Genomic DNA, 16,412 nt, shown 5'->3' on the forward strand with positions numbered 1-16,412 from the left:
TTGGTAAAAGGAGAATCTATGATTAAATTAGGTATTTACAATAAAGACAATCAGATCGTACGTGAAAAATTTGATCCTAAATATGAATTGCCAGATCGTTTACTGTATGGCGAATCGGAAGATGCGGTTCACATTGGGAGTCGTAAAATTGCACTTCAAGAAGGAGATTTTATTCGCCTTGAAGTTGATCAACCCAATCAATACATTTGGGTCAAGTTCGATGACACATTCGAACCAAGCCTTGTCTACATTAAAGATGCAATAACATGGGATTATCAAATTCCATTTGAACAATTAGAACGAAGTGCTTTGAAAGATACATCATTCACCGGAAATGGTCATTATATTTATGCGCGTTATGCCTATGATTTTGAAATTAGTCAGTATCGCAACTTGGCATTAAACCGCCATGCAGAATATCTCAACAAAGGGGTATACCCCCATGCCTCAGCAAACGTGGAAACGCGAAATGACCCAACTTTCTTTGCTCGTAATGCAATTGATGGTGTTTGGGCAAATGATGATCATGGAGCTTATCCATATCAATCTTGGGGTATTAACCAACAAGATGATGCAGCGTTAACGATTGATTTCGGACGTGAGATTGTGACCGATATGATTAGTATTACTTTGCGTTGTGACTTTCCTCATGATACGTGGTGGAATCAAGTATCGATGTCGTTCGATGATGGATCTGAAGCAGTCTTTGAGACCGTTAAAACGGATGCCCGTCAAGTCTTCAAATTCGAAGCTAAAACCATTACATCACTAACAATGCATTCACTGATTAAAGGAGAGCCAGGACCATTCCCAGCCCTCACCCAACTTGAAGTTTTTGGAACTAACAAATAAGATAAGGAGCCTTTATTATGAAATTAGAAACACGCTATGCAGCAAGTCCACGTGAAATGGAACGATTAAATACAACCGAATTACGCGAACAATATTTGGTTGAATCAATCTTTATTCCTGGAGACATCTTGTTAACATATACGCACAATGACCGTATGATTTTTGGTGGGGTAACACCAACTACGACGCCATTAGAAATCGTCTTAAGCACAGAACTCGGTGTGGAATACTTTTTGGAACGTCGTGAATTAGGTGTCATCAACATTGGTGGTAGTGGATCCATCACGATTGACGGTGAAACGTTTGCCATGGAAAAACAAGATGGCTTCTACATTGGAAAAGAAACGAAAGACATTCAATTCATGTCAAACGATGCAAGTAACCCAGCAAAATTCTATGTCGTCTCGGTACCGGCACATAAAAAATATCCAAATGTTAAAATTAGCATCGATCAAATTACACCACGCCTTGCTGGTGAAGCGAAGAGCATGAACGATCGCGAAATCTTCCAGTATATTCATCCAAATGTATGCGAAAGCTGCCAACTTCAAATGGGATATACGATTCTAAAGGAAGGTTCATCATGGAATACCATGCCAAGTCATACTCACGAACGTCGTATGGAAACGTATCTTTACTTTGATATTCCTGAAGGAAACCGTGTGTTCCATTTTATGGGTCAACCTCAAGAAACACGTCATTTACTCGTATCAAATGAACAAGCATGTATCTCACCAAGTTGGTCAATTCATACGGGTGTTGCGACATCAAACTACTCATTCATCTGGTCAATGTGTGGGGAAAATATTACGTATGACGACATGGACCATGTCGCAATGGAAGACTTACGTTAATTAAAAAGGATACTTTGTATCCTTTTTTTGTGCTTGTGCATTTGAACTGACTATCCTTGGAACTTGCGTATAATGAATATTAAGATGAGGAGACGTAGAAATTATATGATTATAGCATTAACCGGAGCGGGAATTAGTAAAGCTTCAGGACTTAAAACATTTGATGAGATGCCAGGGGTACGCCAAATGTTGAATAAAGAATTCTTAGAAAAAAATCCCGATGCATTCCGTAATTCCGTATACAACATGCATGATTTGTTCATGGTTGCTGAGCCCAATGATGCACATCTCGCATTAGCTGAATATGGTGTTCAAATATTGACGATGAATGTGGATGGATTGCATGAAAAGGCGGGAAGCAAGCCGATTAACTTACACGGTACAATTCCGACACAGTTTCAAATCGATAATGATTTGGACCTAGAAAATCGTCCCGTACTATATGGTGAAGCAGCTCCAAACTATCCCAAAGGCATTGAGGCTATTAAAAAGCTAGGAAAAGATGATATACTTTTAGTAATAGGAGCATCGGAGTATACCGTTATATCCAATGACATTCGCCGCATTGCAGCAGAAAATGGCGCCCATGTTATTGAAATTCAACAGAATGCGGTTGTGAATACTCGAATTGTTCTTGAGAATCTTATAAAGGCGGGTATACAAGTATGATATTAGCATTTACAGGAGCAGGAATTAGTAAAGACTCAGGCATTAACACATTCATGGAGATGCCAGAAGTACGTGATCGTTTGTACCGTACATTTGCGACGGCACATCCTCAAGCGTATCAAGAAACGATTCGTGACCTTGTGAATGCAGTCAAAAAGGCGAAACCTAATGACGCACATCGTGCCCTTGCTGAATACAAAATTCCAATCATCACGATGAATATTGATGGGTTGCATGAACGTGCTGGAAGTACCCAAGTTCTTGAAGTTCATGGAGTACTCCCTTCTGAAGATGAAATTGAGTATGCCCATGAACTCTTTCATAAGCCCGTTCTTTATGGCGATCCAGCACCCAATTATGCCAAAGCAATTCAGAAAGTTTCGAAATTAAAATCTGGAGATATTCTTTTGGTAGTTGGTGCATCGCGGTATACACAAATTGCTGTTCAGATACGCGAAATTGCCTATATGAATGGCGCAAGCATCATAGAAATTCAAGATGACGCAACTTCAAAAGTACGAGATTTTCTATCACGAAATGCTTGATGGGGATATACAATCCCTAAAGGAGGATGTATGGAAACAACGATATTAGGTCGCACAGTAAATGTTAAGGTACATCGCCCAATGGGAAGTATGCATCCTGTTTATAGTTCGTTACTTTACGAACTTAATTATGGTGAGGTAGAGGGTGTATATACACATAATAACGAACTCCAAGACGCTTACTTAGTTGGTGTTGAAGGGCCGGTGTCAGAATTTACGGGACAAGTTATCGCTGTTATTCATCGTGAAAATAGTCCAATTACGAAATGGGTAGTGGCTCAAGAGGGAGCTATTTTCTATCATGACGACATTTTGCGTCAAGTAAACTTTCAAGAACAGTACTTCAATATTACGATTGATGCACTCTATAAAGTATCGGCTGGGTTTTTAGTATATCGCGAACAACTGGAACGTGAGTACTTGTTGATTCGCCTCCAAGACCAAGAGAACTGGTCATTACCTAAAGGACGTATCAAACGTGATGAGTTATCATGGGATACCGCAAATCGTGAACTTTACGAAGAAGTGGGATTATCGGTTGACAGTGTCGAGACAACGCATTTTGTGCTAGAGTACGACTACCGTGATCAGTATCATAAGAAAATCATTCTATATTTGGGGTCTATTGACACCGAGCAAGAAGTTATAAAGCATCCAAAAATTGAAACATATGCATGGATGTCATATGATAAAGCCTATCAAGCGGTTGCAGGAACCTACTGGGAATCTATCATTGTTTCTGCAGAGCAATGGCTCAATCCAATACCATTACAATAAAGACATTCGTCAGATTAATACGATCTTCCGAATGTCTTTATTGCGATATAGATAAAACCCAAAATATTGACGATAACTGCGATTAATGCCAGCGACTGAAAAAAGTAAGGTAAATCCGATTTGATCGTATAGCGTTGGATAGTTCATGTTTAGATTGAAACCAATAAGTGATGTAAGCATGACATAACATGCAGCAGTAACGATACAGTTAAAAACAATGATCAAGATAAGAATATAACGATTTTTATTGTGGATCATAAGTTCCTCCATTAAATATAGTATAAAATGAGAATGAAGCCTTGTATGTGAAACTGAACAAAAAACGACACAACAAAATCGTATGACATAGCATTCAGTTTGATTAAACAAAGAAATATCCTTATAATTAACCTATGATAACAGATACAATAGTTTCAATCATTACGGCACTTCAAGAAAGTGCTATATCCGTAATTCGGTTGAGTGGTGTTGAGGCAATCGCCTATGCCAATCAACTTTTTTCTCGTGATTTAACAAAGGCAGAATCGCATACTGTGCAATACGGACACATCGTTGATCCTGTCACAAACAATGTCGTGGACGAGGTTTTAGTGAGTGTTTTTAAAGCGCCTAAAACATACACACGAGAAGACGTCGTAGAGATAAGCTGTCATGGTGGTGTATTAGTAACAAAGAAAGTATTAGAACTATGCTTATCGGTAGGTGCTCGAATGGCTGAGCCAGGAGAATTTACCCAACGCGCCTTTTTAAATGGAAGGATTGACTTATCACAAGCGGAATCGGTTATGGAATTAATTCAAGCTCCCAATGAATTTGCTCAAGAGATGGCAATTTCCGGAGTTCAAGGAAGTGTTAAAAAGCTGATTGATCCCTTGCTCGAGCGGTTGATTCAAATAATTGCAAATATTGAAGTTAATATTGATTACCCTGAATATGATGATGTTCAAGTGCTAACCGAAGATGTAATTTTACCGTTGTCAAAAGAATTCTTATCGGATCTAGACCGTATTTTAAAAGAATCAAAGAGTGGTCGTATCATGAAAGAAGGCGTTAAGACGGTTATCCTTGGGAAACCAAATGTTGGAAAATCAAGCATTCTTAATGTACTGTTAGATGAAGAAAAAGCTATTGTGACGGATATAGCTGGAACAACCCGAGATCTTGTGGAAGGGTGGATTCGTCTCGAAAACGTTGCCCTTCATCTTGTGGACACAGCTGGACTTCGAGAAACTGGAGATGTGATCGAGCGTATTGGAATTGAGAAGAGTCGCAAGGCTCTCGAATCCGCAGAGTTAGCAATTCTTGTGTTTGATGCCTCTAAAGAACGGGACCAAGAAGACCTAGAATTACTTGAAGCAACAAAAAATAAAGAACGAATTATCGTCTACAATAAGCAAGACCTCATTCAAAGTCATGATGAAGAGGGTGTCTACGTGAGTGCGTTAGATGGGGATGTGGAGGCCTTGAAGGAGGCTATAAACGTTCGTTATGTTGAACATACTCAAGCTTTAAGCAAACCAACACTCTCCAATCACCGCCATATCGCAGCAGTTCAACGCAGTTATTTGGCAATGAAACGTGCGATTGAAGCCTTGGAATTTGGAATGGAACTTGATCTTGTTACGATTGATCTTAATGAATCGTATGTGGAATTAGCTTCCGTTGTAATGGCGAAAGAGGACATCAATGTCTTAGATGAAATCTTTGCTAGATTTTGCCTTGGAAAGTAGGAGTAATATGAAATTAGGATGGATTGACTCACACGCCCACATCGCCAGCGACCCTTTGTTCGAATCATTTGATGACATTGTGGTTCGCGCACAAGAGATGGGAATTACCAAAATTAATATTATTTGTGGAACATTAGCTGAAATAGAACGTGCACTTTCAAAAGTCGAAGGGAATCCGTTGTTTGATTTATCGGTTGGTGCTCACCCTATGGAACTGAATACGTTGCAAGAATCGGAACTGAAGGCAATGGAAGCGTACTATACGCATCCTCAAGTAGTCTGTGTTGGTGAAATCGGTATTGATTACTATTGGGATGATTCGTATAAGGTCCACCAAGAAGCAATGTTGATTCGCCAAATCGAGTTAGCGAATAAGTATGAACTTCCTGTTGCCATTCATGTTCGTAATGAAAAAGATGGAAGTGGTGCAATTGATGATGTGATTCGTATTTTTAAAGAACATCCTGTAAATCATCATGGTGTCATTCATTGTTATACCGATTCGGTTGAGAATGCGAAAACACTCTTAGATATGGGATTTTATCTCGGATTTGGTGGTGTTGTTACCTTTAAAAATGGCCAAAATGTTCGCGATGCATTAGAAGTTACGCCGATAAACCGAATCCTAACAGAAACTGATTCACCGTACTTAGCACCAGTTCCAATGCGTGGTAAGCAAAATGAACCAGGGTTTGTATCCTATGTTGGAAAACATATGAACAATCACTTTGGAAAAGATATGCGCGAACAACTTCAAGAAAACTATAAACGTCTCTATACAAAGACACGATAAAAGACTCCATAGGGAGTCTTTTTGATTTATAAGCTTATATCATAGATTTGATGTGTACGATGACAACCATCGTGTTAGGAACAATGGTTGTTGTTACTGCCAAAAGATTGAGAAAAAGGAAGGTCAATTGGCAATGCTTTGTTTCAAATTATAGATAATCTGCGGTGTTACGGAGATGGAGGCGGTTTTGAACCCTAATATAACACTACCAAGGGAAGGTTCGAAAACAGGCGCAACAATTTCGACATTCAAGTCGCTTAATGCTTCTTTGAAAGGATCAAGTATAAAGACGCCACTGTTGAAGACACCGCCGGCATAAGAAACACGGACAGTATCTTTGAAACTAAGATTGTTATAAATACTACGAACCAGGCTAGCAAGTTCTATTCCTGCTTCTTCAAATAGCGCTATAGCATAGGGTTCGCCGATCCTTGCAAGAACTCCAACATCCGTTGCCAGTTGTGCAATAACGGTTCGATTATCACCATGCTCAATCACAAATTTCTGAATTAAGTCAGAATCTTCTTTAAAGCTATGCTTCTGTTTCATGTATTCATACAGTTCGGTCCGTGGAAGGCGGCCATCGCTCTGTTTGGTAAATAATTGCATGTAATGTTGCGCAATCCATGCAGCACTACCCTCATCACCGCCAAAGGTATAATACCAACCGCCACTTGTATAGCGATTGCCGTTATCATCAATGCCTAGACCAATTGAACCGGTACCAGCAATGACACAAATTCCGTGATCGTCTGCTAGTGATCCTGCAAGTGCGTTATCGGTATCGTTACCAACAGCATGCGGAATATCAGACAAAGCACGCGCAATACTTGCTTCAATCAGTTGCATATCTTCAGCAATATTACCGTATCCGGGGCAACCGACAAAACAACCCGTGATTTCATTTAAAGAAATACCGGTATCATGTACTAGGTTTTCTAATCCAGTTTTAAGTGTATCATAAAGCCCTTCTAATCCGACTTGAAGGTAATGAATTGTAGGGGTGATTAATTCGTGAATTATTGTGCCATCAGTTTGTGCTAATGTAAATTTCGTTTTGGTACCACCACCATCTATTCCAAGAATATACATAGACCGTAAGCTCGCTTTCTTTATTGAATTCATTATGTCATACCTATAGCAAAAAGCGTATGTTTTACCTGTAGAACCTCAAGATACCACAAGTATAATTCAAGATATAACAAAAAAACTATCAGTTGATAGTTCTCAAGTTGTTTAAGATACGCGATGATAGTGGAATGTCGGCATATTTGAACGCGAGAATGACACTTCCGATATCCGGCGTAAACACAGGGGCTTGTGTATTTGGGAAAACAGATTTGATGGGGTCGAGGATGAGGTTACCACTTTCAAATACGCCTCCGGCATAAGAAACTCGGACAGACTCATCTGATTCGAGACAACAAGCTCTAATTATTTGAATAAGTTCAGAGGCTGCTCGTTGAAATATCTCAAGTGCATACAGATCGCCAGCTTCGGCGAGTGTGTATACAACTTTAGAAAATGCTGCGGTATGGGTGCGTTGATTGTGAAGTAGGATGGTATTTGGAGTAAGTGCTTCAGTATTGAAATGGTGTGTTAATGCCTGTACTGCGAATTGAAACATGTTTGATTGGGGTTGGCGTCTATCCATTTGTTTATGAAGGAGTGTGATGTAGTGTGAGGCAATCCAATAAGCACTACCTTCATCGCCACCGAATGCGTGATGCCAACCACCACTGATAATGCGTTTCTCACCAAGTACGCCCATGCCAATTGAGCCCGTTCCGGCGATGATACATACACCATCATGTCCTTGTAGCGCCCCAGCATGTGCATTTTCAATATCATTACCGACTCGGTGCTTAATGGGACCCATAGCGAGCGCAATAGCATCTCGTATCGAAGCTTCGTCATCTTTAATATCGCCAAATCCGGGACAGCCAATATATGCATAATCAATGAGCGTTTCATGAAGCCCAGTTACTGAAAGAAGGTCGTTAAGACCTTCTCTAATAATATGAGTAATACCATTGAGGCCAACCTGCATATAGTGGATTGTTGGATATGTGTTACGGTAGATGCTTTTTCCATACTGATTTGTAAGAATAAACGCTGTTTTGGTGCCACCACCATCAATTCCTAAATAATACATAGGATCCTCCTGTTTTGATTATCGTTTGCGAACAATGACCGTAAACTCACTTCGGTTGTGGAAGAGTTGACGTGCTGCTTCAATACGAACTGATTTACGCAATTGTGCAAGTGCGAGTAAGACATGGGTATATTGGAAATTCTTGCCCATTTTAATTGTGATAATACCCCATCCATGATCTTCAAGGTGTGAAGCAACATTCGCAAAAAGTTCAACACTTAGCTTGGATGACATTTTCATATCATTGACGACCATTGCATATTTGCTATCATGCACTGAATCTAAGAAATGCTGTGCAGTATCTTTGTAGTGGGTAACACCTTTGAGTTTTGCGACACGTGGGTCAAGTTTTGCAGGGTCAACTGCAATGACATGGTATCCACGTTCTTGTAAGACCCAAGTCCAACCACCAGGAGCTGCACCAAGGTCAACAGCAAGTCCATTAGGGTCCACTGGAATGTTGAAGACATCAAATACTTCGCGAAGTTTAAATTCGGCACGTGAGATGAGCGCAATATCACGGGAAAAGTGAATCATTCCGCCCGACCATTTTGAAAGTTGGAGTTGTGGCGTGTTATAACCGTAGTAGATGGTCCATTCGTGGAAGTATAGCGAAATGACACGTTCAGGATTTTTAACATCAAGCGTATAGCCTTGTGCTACTAATTGGTCAGCCCAATCATTACGGAATGCAACTGCCTCTTCACGGAAGGCTTTCTCTGAACGGATCTGGATGGCAAATGAATGGTTTTTGTCGATATGAGCACGTTCGATTAAATCACCAGCGGTTTCAAATGGTTCTTGGTCGATGATTTCAAATAAATGACGGATGAAGACAATTGGCGTTGTACGGATAACTTCGTTAAGTTTATCAATTGGAAGTTTGCTGTCTAATATAGCTTCGGTCTCCGTCAACCAAGTGAGCGTACCCATTCCAGGATGATGCTTAATTTCATAGATTAAATGTGATTGTGCATTTTCGTTACATGTAATGATATATTTCATAAGGTTCCTCAAGGTTTCTATTAACTGCACCCATCATACCATGTCAACGCTCAGATTAAAATTGGGGACAAAAGAAAACTCCACTTTTGTGGAGTTTCGCTAGTGTGTTGTCTTTTTAATGATAATATCACAGACAATTTGGATAATGAAGACAATCACAAGGATAACAATAACGCCAACCCATGTGACATCAGACATTGAACGTCCATGTCCATATCGAATTACAAACGATGCAAGTCCACCACCACCTACGACGGCACCAGATGCAGATAAGCCTAGAAGACTAATAAGCGTGATTGAGATAGATCTGAAGATGGAGGGAATACTTTCACGTAAATAGACTTTCCAAATGATTTGGAGTCTTGATAAACCCATAGATTGCGCAGCTTCAATTAAACCGCTGTCGACTTCCGAAAGTGAGAGGTCTACTTGACGAATGAAGAAGGGCGTACATGCGACAATTAATGGGAAGATAACACCTTCGGCACCAATAATCGTTCCGGAAATAACACGTGTTAGTCCGGTTAAGACCGCAATTAAGATAACAAAGGGAATCGATCGGAACACATTCGTGAAAGCACTTAGAGTCTGATGAACGATTTTATTCTCATAAATTTTTCCTGGGCCGGTAGTAACGAGGATAACTCCGAAAATAAGACCAAGAATGATGGAAAAGAATCCTGACACAGCAAGCATATAAACGGTTTCGATAATACTAATGATAAACTCGTCCCAGTTTGCTGCGACGTTGGGAGCAAGTGATGTAATAACTTCCATTATTTGTAGACCTCAACTTTCGCATCGATGGTTTGCAGATAATCAAGTGCTTCATGACGGCGTTCACCAGATAGAATCACAACCATGGAACCAATAATGTCATGCTTGATAACTTCAATATTCGCGAAGACAATCGAGGTATCAACATCAAAAACACGACTAATATATGAAATAGTGGAGTCTTTTGTGCTTTCACCGTAGAAATCGATGCGAATCAATTCCTGGTCGTCTGCAAGATTGATGATTTCGGGGTTATCTTGGAAAATTTGATGCAGTTGGTTAATGTTTGTTGTATTTGCAACAAAGTCCTTGGAAATCTGTGCCTGCGGTTTGGAGAAAATGGAGACAACGTCACTAATTTCTTTTACTAATCCACTTTCCATAACTGCGACACGGTCACAAATCTCTTTAATGACATCCATCTCGTGGGTAATTACAACGATTGTAATACCGAGCTTTTGATTCAGCGATTTAAGCAGTGTGAGAATAGTTTTTGTCGTTTGTGGGTCCAATGCACTTGTTGCTTCATCACATAGTAAAATTTTAGGGTCATTGGCGAGGGCACGCGCTATCGCGACACGCTGCTTTTGACCACCAGATAGTTGAGAAGGATAGACGTCTTGTTTCTCGGGAATTCCTACAAGTTCGAGTAAGGACTCCGCTTTTGCGTTTTTCTCAGCTTTACTCATTTTAGTATTATGCATTGCAAGCAAAATATTTTCTTTGACAGTGCGTGATGTCATAAGATTAAATTGTTGGAAAATCATCCCAATATCACGACGGTGCTCTAGGATTTCTTTTTGACTTAGATCGGTCATGATGGATCCATTGACGATGACATCGCCTTGGGTTGGTCTTTCTAATAGATTAATACAGCGTACGAGTGTACTTTTTCCAGCACCACTGTATCCGATAATGCCAAATATTTCACCCGCATTGATTTTGAATGATGCGTCTTTAACGGCATATAAAACACTGTGATTGGTTTTAAATTCTTTTGTTACATTTTTAAATTCAATCATAGGAAGTCCTTTCTAATAATAAAAAGCGCCCATCCATAAGGATGAGCGCGCTCATGTTACCACCTTAATGCGCCTTATCCTCACGAATAAAGCCTTAACAAGTATACGAAATACTTACACGATAACGGGTGATCCGATATGATTTTGGTTTCCCTTGACCATATAGCTCCAAGTCCATTTTCCGTATCCGTTATTTATCTGTTCGCACCTTGTCAGACTCTCTTAGAAACACTTGATACATACTCAACTCTTCGTTGCTTTGATGTAATTATCATGCATCGCATAGAAATTGTCAAATTGTAAGCGGTAGTTTTTGGATTAATATGTATGAGTGGTTCAAAGATATGCGAAGAAGGCACATTGATGTATAATAAGAGTATTAATCAGTGACCGTCATCAAACGTATGGTCACATTTCTGGGGAAGGGGAATTCAATGGATATTATCGAAAGACAGCGTCACTATTATAAGGAAGGGCACACGCTTAATCCAACGTGGCGAAAAGAACAATTACGTCGTTTGAAAGATGCTATAAAAGACTACGAGCCTTCCTTATATATTGCGTTTGAAAAAGATCTCGGAAAACATGCGCAGGAAGTCTATCTCACCGAGATTGCAATCGTGTATCGTGAGATAGATCATATGCTTAAGTATCTCCATAAATATCAGCGTCCTAAACGTGTTAGGACACCATGGATACTAGTTGGTCGAAATAGTAAAATTTATCACCATCCCCGGGGCAATGTCCTTATAATTAGTCCCTTCAACTATCCATTCCAGCTTGCAATGATGCCTTTAGTAGGAGCAATAGCGGGTGGCAACACAGCAATCATTAAAACATCTGAACTGACACCCCATGTTTCATCAGTACTTAAAGATATGATTACATCTATTTATGATCCGGCGTTTGTCTGTGTCATTGAAGGTGATGTTCATGTCAATCAAGAACTTTTGAAAGCGTCTTATGATTTAATCTTCTTTACGGGAAGTCCCCGTGTTGGAAAAATTGTAATGGAATGCGCTTCTAAGCATCTGACACCTGTTGTATTAGAACTTGGCGGAAAAAGTCCCGCAATCGTTTTTGAAGATGCAAATCTTCGGCTTGCAGCACAGCGAATTGCCTACGGAAAATTCGTAAATACAGGTCAAACTTGTATCGCTCCGGATTATGTTTTAGTCCATGAAAATACCAAAGAAAAATTCGTCCTATATATTAAGGAAGAGATTTTGAAATTGTATGGTCCAAATCCGCGTGAAAATCCTGATTACGGACGGATCGTATCAGAATCTCATGCCCATCGTTTACAGCAAATGATTAACACAGAAAAAAACAATATTTTGCATGGCGGAATGTATGATGGTCGCTATATAGAACCAACATTGATCGACAACGAGATCTATGACGACGAAATATTTGGTCCGATACTTCCAATCAAAAGTTTTCAAACAAAGACAGAAGTTATTGCGACCGTTAATATGCATCCTAATCCGTTAGCCGTCTATGTTTTCACGAAGACACATCAAGCAATTATTGATGAACTAAGCTTTGGGGGCGGAATGATAAACGATACACTGCTCCACATTACGAACGAAGCATTACCTTTTGGGGGTGTACGCACATCAGGGATTGGAAACTACCACGGAAAATATAGTTTCGAGACATTTACCCATCAAAAAGCGATTATGAAGTCAGGGAGCTTTCCCTTAACCATGATGATGCCACCGTATACAAAGTGGTATCATAAATATATTAGAAAGTTCTTTTAAGGAGAGAAATTATGAACAAAACAGAATTTATTCAGGATCTTGGGGTTATTGTTGGATCCAAAAATGACATCTACTTTATTATCCAGTATGATGCCAAAAAACGACTAAATACGTTACAAATTAATGTTGGAGATGAAGAAAATGGCGCATTCTTGGATTTTCTGGCCGGATATCGCGATTTTCATCCAGGAATTGGCTCGCGCATTGAATTTCAAGGAAATATCAGTCGCCTCTATATCCCACTAGATTTTAGTCAGATTGACCAGGAAAACGAGCTCGACCAAATTCTTGAAGCAATCACCTTGGAACTCGCAACACGCCGTTATATTCAACGTTGCGGTGTGAGTGGGCGTACAGATAATCTTGCAATCTACCGTCTTGATAACAATGTTGAAATTCTAAATGCCGAAGTCTACAACCAACGAGTCCGTGATTTCGAAGAAAATCGAAACAGTGGTTCTGAACGCTCGCCTCTTGCGTACATTGGAGCTCTTGGGGGTGTATTACTGGGGATGGCGCTTTGGGTAATCGTGGGTCTGATTGGCTTTATCGTAGGAATTATTGGTGCAGTTATGATCTTGGCCGGAATCAAAGGATATCAAATGTTTGGTGGTAAGAAATCAAAACAGTCCATTATCATCATTGCAATAATGTCCGTTCTTGGAATTATTTTAGCAGAATACATTTCGATAAGTATTTCATATTATCAAGCAATCGATGGACTGATTCCTTTTCAATATATACTCTTCGATATAATGCCGACACTCATTCAAGATCCAGAAATCATTCGCATCATGCTCTTTGATATTTCGTTTGGAATATTGTTGTCACTACTATCAACATGGTCACTCATAAAAGAAGAAATCAAGTCTGTTGAAAACCCAACAATCTATTACGAAGTTTACCGTGATGTTGATACATCACACCAATTTTAGTTCTTTCACAAGATACTCAATCGAATCTACGTGAAAGTATGCGACAATAAATACAAAAGGATGGTCACTATGATTCAACATATCAAAGAATTTAATCGCCACTATAACTACCTGTCAGATATTGAAGGATTATATGGTAAACATGGGGGATACTATTTTACTGCGATTCAACTCGATCAAAAAAATATGATCGCATTGACATTCTCAGTAACGGACGTGAATGCAATCTTGCCTGAAGTTGAAGCACTACGAACACAATATGAGAGTATGCCTCATGGCGGGGTTTATACAGATGGTCCAGAGCTAATTGTAGAGCTAAACATGGTTAACATGAATGACTCGCAAGATCTTGTCGATATTGTGGAAGCAATCACGAAAGTGATGCGCAATCATAATTCACAAAACCAATGCTCAATTTCTGGAAGCACAGAGGATATCGGAATCTTCCGAATCGGAACTAAAATGTTTATCCTCAGTGAAGCGGCATATCGTGCCCAAGTTCATACCAACGAAGCACAATACAATCACAAAGAGCCAGCACCAATCGTTCCGTTTCTTGGAGCCCTTGGGGGTATGTTGCTGGGTGTAGGGGTATGGATTCTTTTCTCAATGATTCGAATCGTCACAGGGCTTGCAGGGTATTTCATCTTGAAATTTGGATTGAATGGTTATGAGAAAATGGGTGGAAGCGTTACGAAACGCGTTGCCAAGATCTTGATTGGTCTATCCGTCGTTATGATTGTCTTTGCGCAAATACTCACGTATGCATGGCCTTTGTTCATGAATGGCGTGCCATTCTTCATGTCGTTTAAAATTGTGGTCGCACAGATTTTTAACGGATCCGTCGCAACCAATTTTATTATCAATATCGCAATTGGAATCGGATTATCATTGTGGTCAAGTTGGGGGCTCATCAATCACTTACTCAACTTTGCACCGACTTCAACAAAACGCGTTCGTCGTAAAAATAACCGTTTGCTCTAAACTAAGGGGTGGTGTAAAATAGAACCACTTAGGGAGTAAACTATGAAAACAAAAGATTTAGCAATACAAGCCATGATCGCTACAGTATATGTAGCAGTATCCTTGGCGTTTCAACCATTATCATTTGGAGCCGTTCAAGTTCGGTTTGCCGAGCTAACACTCTTACTACTACTGATCAACAATAAACATGCGACAGGAATTATTCTCGGATGTTTCATTACGAATCTGTTCAGTCCGCTTGGAATGGCGGATGTAATCTTTGGTACATTAGCCACAGCATTAACATGTTTCTTAATGGCAAAAACAGAAAACGATGTTTTGAAATTGTTATGGCCGGCCATTATTAATGGCGTCATCGTTGGTGCTGAACTCACAATATTATTTGGTGGAGTACCCTTTTTATTCAATCTTGCAACCGTATTCGCAGGAGAAATCATTGCAGTCTTTATTCCAGGAATGTTATTTAAAACAAACATCCGTAATAATAAGGCCTTGCAACAATATTTCAATTAATCACATAATTTCCCACAATTAAGGTAATTATGACTAAACCCACTGAAACAGTGGGTTTTTTAATACATGCATTTTGATGACTTCATGAAAAAGTAACTTTTATTTGACCGCACGAGTGAGATTTGCTATATTTTCGTGGTCTTTTTCGAAAGGAGACAATTTTAATGAAGAAATACATAATGACTGTGGTTTTATTAGTCATGGTAACAATCATTAGCGGATGCGCCGTTAATGCGGATGCAACACCACAAATAACCTATCCAAAACTAAATGAACTAACTGATACTGATGAGGAACCCTATAGGTTTGAGATCGAAACTGTAACGGAACCTTTAGAAGAACCAGGAATTGAAGAACGTGAAGCAAGTTACGTTGTTGACGGAGGTGCAGAATGGATCTATGCCAAAACTCAAGACGGAACAACTGGAACGAAAACTACAAAATACAAAACCATTTATAACAAAAAAGACGAATTATTATCACGTGTAGAAATTCCCGATGCTGTCGAAATTGCTGACACAACACCAACTGTTTATGAGGGTGGCCAAAAAGCACAGGTTGATGCTTACTATCGCGCATCACGTATTACCCGTTACGGTGTTGACTGTAATGGCTGTAACATGGGTGCCAATGGGCGTGGATCTACAGCTCTTGGAATTGGTGTAGGACTTGACGAAGTACGCCAAAGTGATGGAACTTGGAAAAAGGGCCTCACCTATGATGGATATTATATTATCGCAACATCTGCAGCGATTCCTTTTGGAACAATTGTAGAAATCTCAAATCACACTGTTAGTGGTGCCGGAATTACACCAGGTGTTCCATTTCAAGCGATTGTAGCTGATCGTGGTGGGGCAATTACTGGAAGTAAGATTGACCTCTATGCAGGAAGTGAACACAACATGCTCATGTCACAAGGTGGTATGCAATCTGCCGATGTTCGCATTGTTGGAATGAACGGAATCTAATTGAAAAATAAACTGGGGGCCTAAGCTCCCAGTTTTCATCATTTTTCAAACATGATATAATATTAGT

At 39.7% G+C, this 16,412-nt stretch carries 18 protein-coding genes and 1 other annotated feature; of the genes, 12 read left to right on the top strand and 6 right to left on the bottom strand.

Annotated elements, in window-relative coordinates; translation table 11 throughout:
- Positions 1-18 precede the first annotated feature (18 nt).
- From GVV22_RS10685 to GVV22_RS10705, 5 genes are all read left to right on the top strand, one after another.
- Entirely contained in the window at positions 19-852 is an 834-nt protein-coding gene (locus GVV22_RS10685) for a hypothetical protein (RefSeq protein ID WP_159650032.1), read from the top strand.
- A gap of 17 nt (positions 853-869) precedes the next feature.
- Positions 870-1,706, top strand: a complete 837-nt coding sequence (gene kduI / locus GVV22_RS10690; RefSeq protein WP_159650033.1) for a 5-dehydro-4-deoxy-D-glucuronate isomerase — start codon at positions 870-872, stop codon at positions 1,704-1,706.
- A gap of 105 nt (positions 1,707-1,811) precedes the next feature.
- A complete protein-coding gene (locus GVV22_RS10695) occupies positions 1,812-2,375 on the top strand; it encodes an SIR2 family NAD-dependent protein deacylase (RefSeq protein WP_159650034.1) in 564 nt (187 codons plus the stop codon).
- Positions 2,372-2,920 (top strand): SIR2 family NAD-dependent protein deacylase, encoded by a 549-nt coding sequence (locus GVV22_RS10700; protein WP_159650035.1) that lies wholly within the window; start codon positions 2,372-2,374, stop codon positions 2,918-2,920. The genes GVV22_RS10695 and GVV22_RS10700 overlap by 4 nt, the downstream gene beginning before the upstream one ends.
- Positions 2,921-2,950: 30 nt before the next feature.
- Positions 2,951-3,697, top strand: coding sequence for an NUDIX domain-containing protein (locus tag GVV22_RS10705; RefSeq protein ID WP_159650036.1), 747 nt, complete (start codon positions 2,951-2,953; stop codon positions 3,695-3,697).
- Positions 3,698-3,706: 9 nt separating this feature from the next.
- Here GVV22_RS10705 and GVV22_RS10710 read toward each other — a convergent pair whose 3' ends face one another.
- Positions 3,707-3,955: a hypothetical protein gene (locus GVV22_RS10710; protein WP_159650037.1), complete on the bottom strand. Its 249-nt coding sequence runs from the start codon at positions 3,953-3,955 to the stop codon at positions 3,707-3,709.
- Between the two features lie 134 nt (positions 3,956-4,089).
- Between GVV22_RS10710 and mnmE the strand changes: the two genes are divergently transcribed.
- Both mnmE and GVV22_RS10720 read left to right on the top strand, forming a co-directional pair.
- A complete protein-coding gene (gene mnmE / locus GVV22_RS10715; RefSeq protein WP_159650038.1) occupies positions 4,090-5,427 on the top strand; it encodes a tRNA uridine-5-carboxymethylaminomethyl(34) synthesis GTPase MnmE in 1,338 nt (445 codons plus the stop codon).
- 7 nt (positions 5,428-5,434) lie between these two features.
- Positions 5,435-6,220, top strand: a complete 786-nt coding sequence (locus GVV22_RS10720) for a TatD family hydrolase (RefSeq protein WP_159650039.1) — start codon at positions 5,435-5,437, stop codon at positions 6,218-6,220.
- 123 nt (positions 6,221-6,343) lie between these two features.
- Here the strand turns inward: GVV22_RS10720 and GVV22_RS10725 are convergent, their stop codons facing one another.
- The 5 genes from GVV22_RS10725 to GVV22_RS10745 all read right to left on the bottom strand — a co-directional run bounded on the left by GVV22_RS10725 (position 6,344) and on the right by GVV22_RS10745 (position 11,179).
- The gene (locus tag GVV22_RS10725; protein WP_159650040.1) at positions 6,344-7,345 is read right to left on the bottom strand and encodes an N-acetylglucosamine kinase; all 1,002 of its coding nucleotides are present in this window, start codon (positions 7,343-7,345) and stop codon (positions 6,344-6,346) included.
- Between the two features lie 88 nt (positions 7,346-7,433).
- Entirely contained in the window at positions 7,434-8,375 is a 942-nt protein-coding gene (locus GVV22_RS10730; protein WP_159650041.1) for an N-acetylglucosamine kinase, read from the bottom strand.
- 18 nt (positions 8,376-8,393) lie between these two features.
- Positions 8,394-9,380: an SAM-dependent methyltransferase gene (locus tag GVV22_RS10735; protein ID WP_159650042.1), complete on the bottom strand. Its 987-nt coding sequence runs from the start codon at positions 9,378-9,380 to the stop codon at positions 8,394-8,396.
- 99 nt (positions 9,381-9,479) lie between these two features.
- The gene (locus GVV22_RS10740) at positions 9,480-10,157 is read right to left on the bottom strand and encodes a methionine ABC transporter permease (RefSeq protein WP_159650043.1); all 678 of its coding nucleotides are present in this window, start codon (positions 10,155-10,157) and stop codon (positions 9,480-9,482) included.
- Positions 10,157-11,179 (bottom strand): methionine ABC transporter ATP-binding protein, encoded by a 1,023-nt coding sequence (locus tag GVV22_RS10745; protein ID WP_159650044.1) that lies wholly within the window; start codon positions 11,177-11,179, stop codon positions 10,157-10,159. Before GVV22_RS10745 ends, GVV22_RS10740 begins: the two co-directional genes overlap by 1 nt.
- A gap of 34 nt (positions 11,180-11,213) precedes the next feature.
- Positions 11,214-11,443, bottom strand: a binding site (T-box leader).
- 170 nt (positions 11,444-11,613) lie between these two features.
- On the opposite strand from GVV22_RS10745, the gene GVV22_RS10750 reads away from it, so the two are divergent.
- From GVV22_RS10750 to GVV22_RS10770, 5 genes are all read left to right on the top strand, one after another.
- On the top strand, positions 11,614-12,945 hold the full coding sequence (locus GVV22_RS10750) for an aldehyde dehydrogenase family protein (RefSeq protein WP_159650045.1): 1,332 nt from the start codon (positions 11,614-11,616) through the stop codon (positions 12,943-12,945).
- Positions 12,946-12,956: 11 nt separating this feature from the next.
- Positions 12,957-13,880, top strand: a complete 924-nt coding sequence (locus GVV22_RS10755) for a hypothetical protein (protein WP_159650046.1) — start codon at positions 12,957-12,959, stop codon at positions 13,878-13,880.
- A 69-nt stretch (positions 13,881-13,949) separates the two neighbouring features.
- Positions 13,950-14,864, top strand: coding sequence for a hypothetical protein (locus GVV22_RS10760; RefSeq protein ID WP_159650047.1), 915 nt, complete (start codon positions 13,950-13,952; stop codon positions 14,862-14,864).
- Between the two features lie 42 nt (positions 14,865-14,906).
- The gene (locus GVV22_RS10765) at positions 14,907-15,377 is read left to right on the top strand and encodes a QueT transporter family protein (protein ID WP_159650048.1); all 471 of its coding nucleotides are present in this window, start codon (positions 14,907-14,909) and stop codon (positions 15,375-15,377) included.
- 164 nt (positions 15,378-15,541) lie between these two features.
- The gene (locus GVV22_RS10770; protein ID WP_159650049.1) at positions 15,542-16,345 is read left to right on the top strand and encodes a 3D domain-containing protein; all 804 of its coding nucleotides are present in this window, start codon (positions 15,542-15,544) and stop codon (positions 16,343-16,345) included.
- The last annotated feature ends 67 nt before the right edge of the window (positions 16,346-16,412 follow it).

The organism is Erysipelothrix aquatica, assembly GCF_009828825.1.
Taxonomy (GTDB): domain Bacteria; phylum Bacillota_I; class Bacilli_A; order Erysipelotrichales; family Erysipelotrichaceae; genus Erysipelothrix; species Erysipelothrix aquatica_A.

What these genes read in the sequence shown, in the direction of transcription:
- GVV22_RS10730 (WP_159650041.1), bottom strand. Translation starts at nt 8,375, where the DNA reads ATGTATTATTTAGGAATTGATGGTGGTGGCACCAAAACAGCGTTTATT.
- kduI (WP_159650033.1), top strand. Translation starts at nt 870, where the DNA reads ATGAAATTAGAAACACGCTATGCAGCAAGTCCACGTGAAATGGAACGA.
- GVV22_RS10725 (WP_159650040.1), bottom strand. Translation starts at nt 7,345, where the DNA reads ATGAATTCAATAAAGAAAGCGAGCTTACGGTCTATGTATATTCTTGGA.
- GVV22_RS10705 (WP_159650036.1), top strand. Translation starts at nt 2,951, where the DNA reads ATGGAAACAACGATATTAGGTCGCACAGTAAATGTTAAGGTACATCGC.
- GVV22_RS10770 (WP_159650049.1), top strand. Translation starts at nt 15,542, where the DNA reads ATGAAGAAATACATAATGACTGTGGTTTTATTAGTCATGGTAACAATC.
- GVV22_RS10735 (WP_159650042.1), bottom strand. Translation starts at nt 9,380, where the DNA reads ATGAAATATATCATTACATGTAACGAAAATGCACAATCACATTTAATC.
- GVV22_RS10755 (WP_159650046.1), top strand. Translation starts at nt 12,957, where the DNA reads ATGAACAAAACAGAATTTATTCAGGATCTTGGGGTTATTGTTGGATCC.
- GVV22_RS10740 (WP_159650043.1), bottom strand. Translation starts at nt 10,157, where the DNA reads ATGGAAGTTATTACATCACTTGCTCCCAACGTCGCAGCAAACTGGGAC.
- GVV22_RS10765 (WP_159650048.1), top strand. Translation starts at nt 14,907, where the DNA reads ATGAAAACAAAAGATTTAGCAATACAAGCCATGATCGCTACAGTATAT.
- GVV22_RS10685 (WP_159650032.1), top strand. Translation starts at nt 19, where the DNA reads ATGATTAAATTAGGTATTTACAATAAAGACAATCAGATCGTACGTGAA.
- GVV22_RS10750 (WP_159650045.1), top strand. Translation starts at nt 11,614, where the DNA reads ATGGATATTATCGAAAGACAGCGTCACTATTATAAGGAAGGGCACACG.
- GVV22_RS10700 (WP_159650035.1), top strand. Translation starts at nt 2,372, where the DNA reads ATGATATTAGCATTTACAGGAGCAGGAATTAGTAAAGACTCAGGCATT.
- mnmE (WP_159650038.1), top strand. Translation starts at nt 4,090, where the DNA reads ATGATAACAGATACAATAGTTTCAATCATTACGGCACTTCAAGAAAGT.
- GVV22_RS10710 (WP_159650037.1), bottom strand. Translation starts at nt 3,955, where the DNA reads ATGATCCACAATAAAAATCGTTATATTCTTATCTTGATCATTGTTTTT.
- GVV22_RS10760 (WP_159650047.1), top strand. Translation starts at nt 13,950, where the DNA reads ATGATTCAACATATCAAAGAATTTAATCGCCACTATAACTACCTGTCA.
- GVV22_RS10720 (WP_159650039.1), top strand. Translation starts at nt 5,435, where the DNA reads ATGAAATTAGGATGGATTGACTCACACGCCCACATCGCCAGCGACCCT.
- GVV22_RS10695 (WP_159650034.1), top strand. Translation starts at nt 1,812, where the DNA reads ATGATTATAGCATTAACCGGAGCGGGAATTAGTAAAGCTTCAGGACTT.
- GVV22_RS10745 (WP_159650044.1), bottom strand. Translation starts at nt 11,179, where the DNA reads ATGATTGAATTTAAAAATGTAACAAAAGAATTTAAAACCAATCACAGT.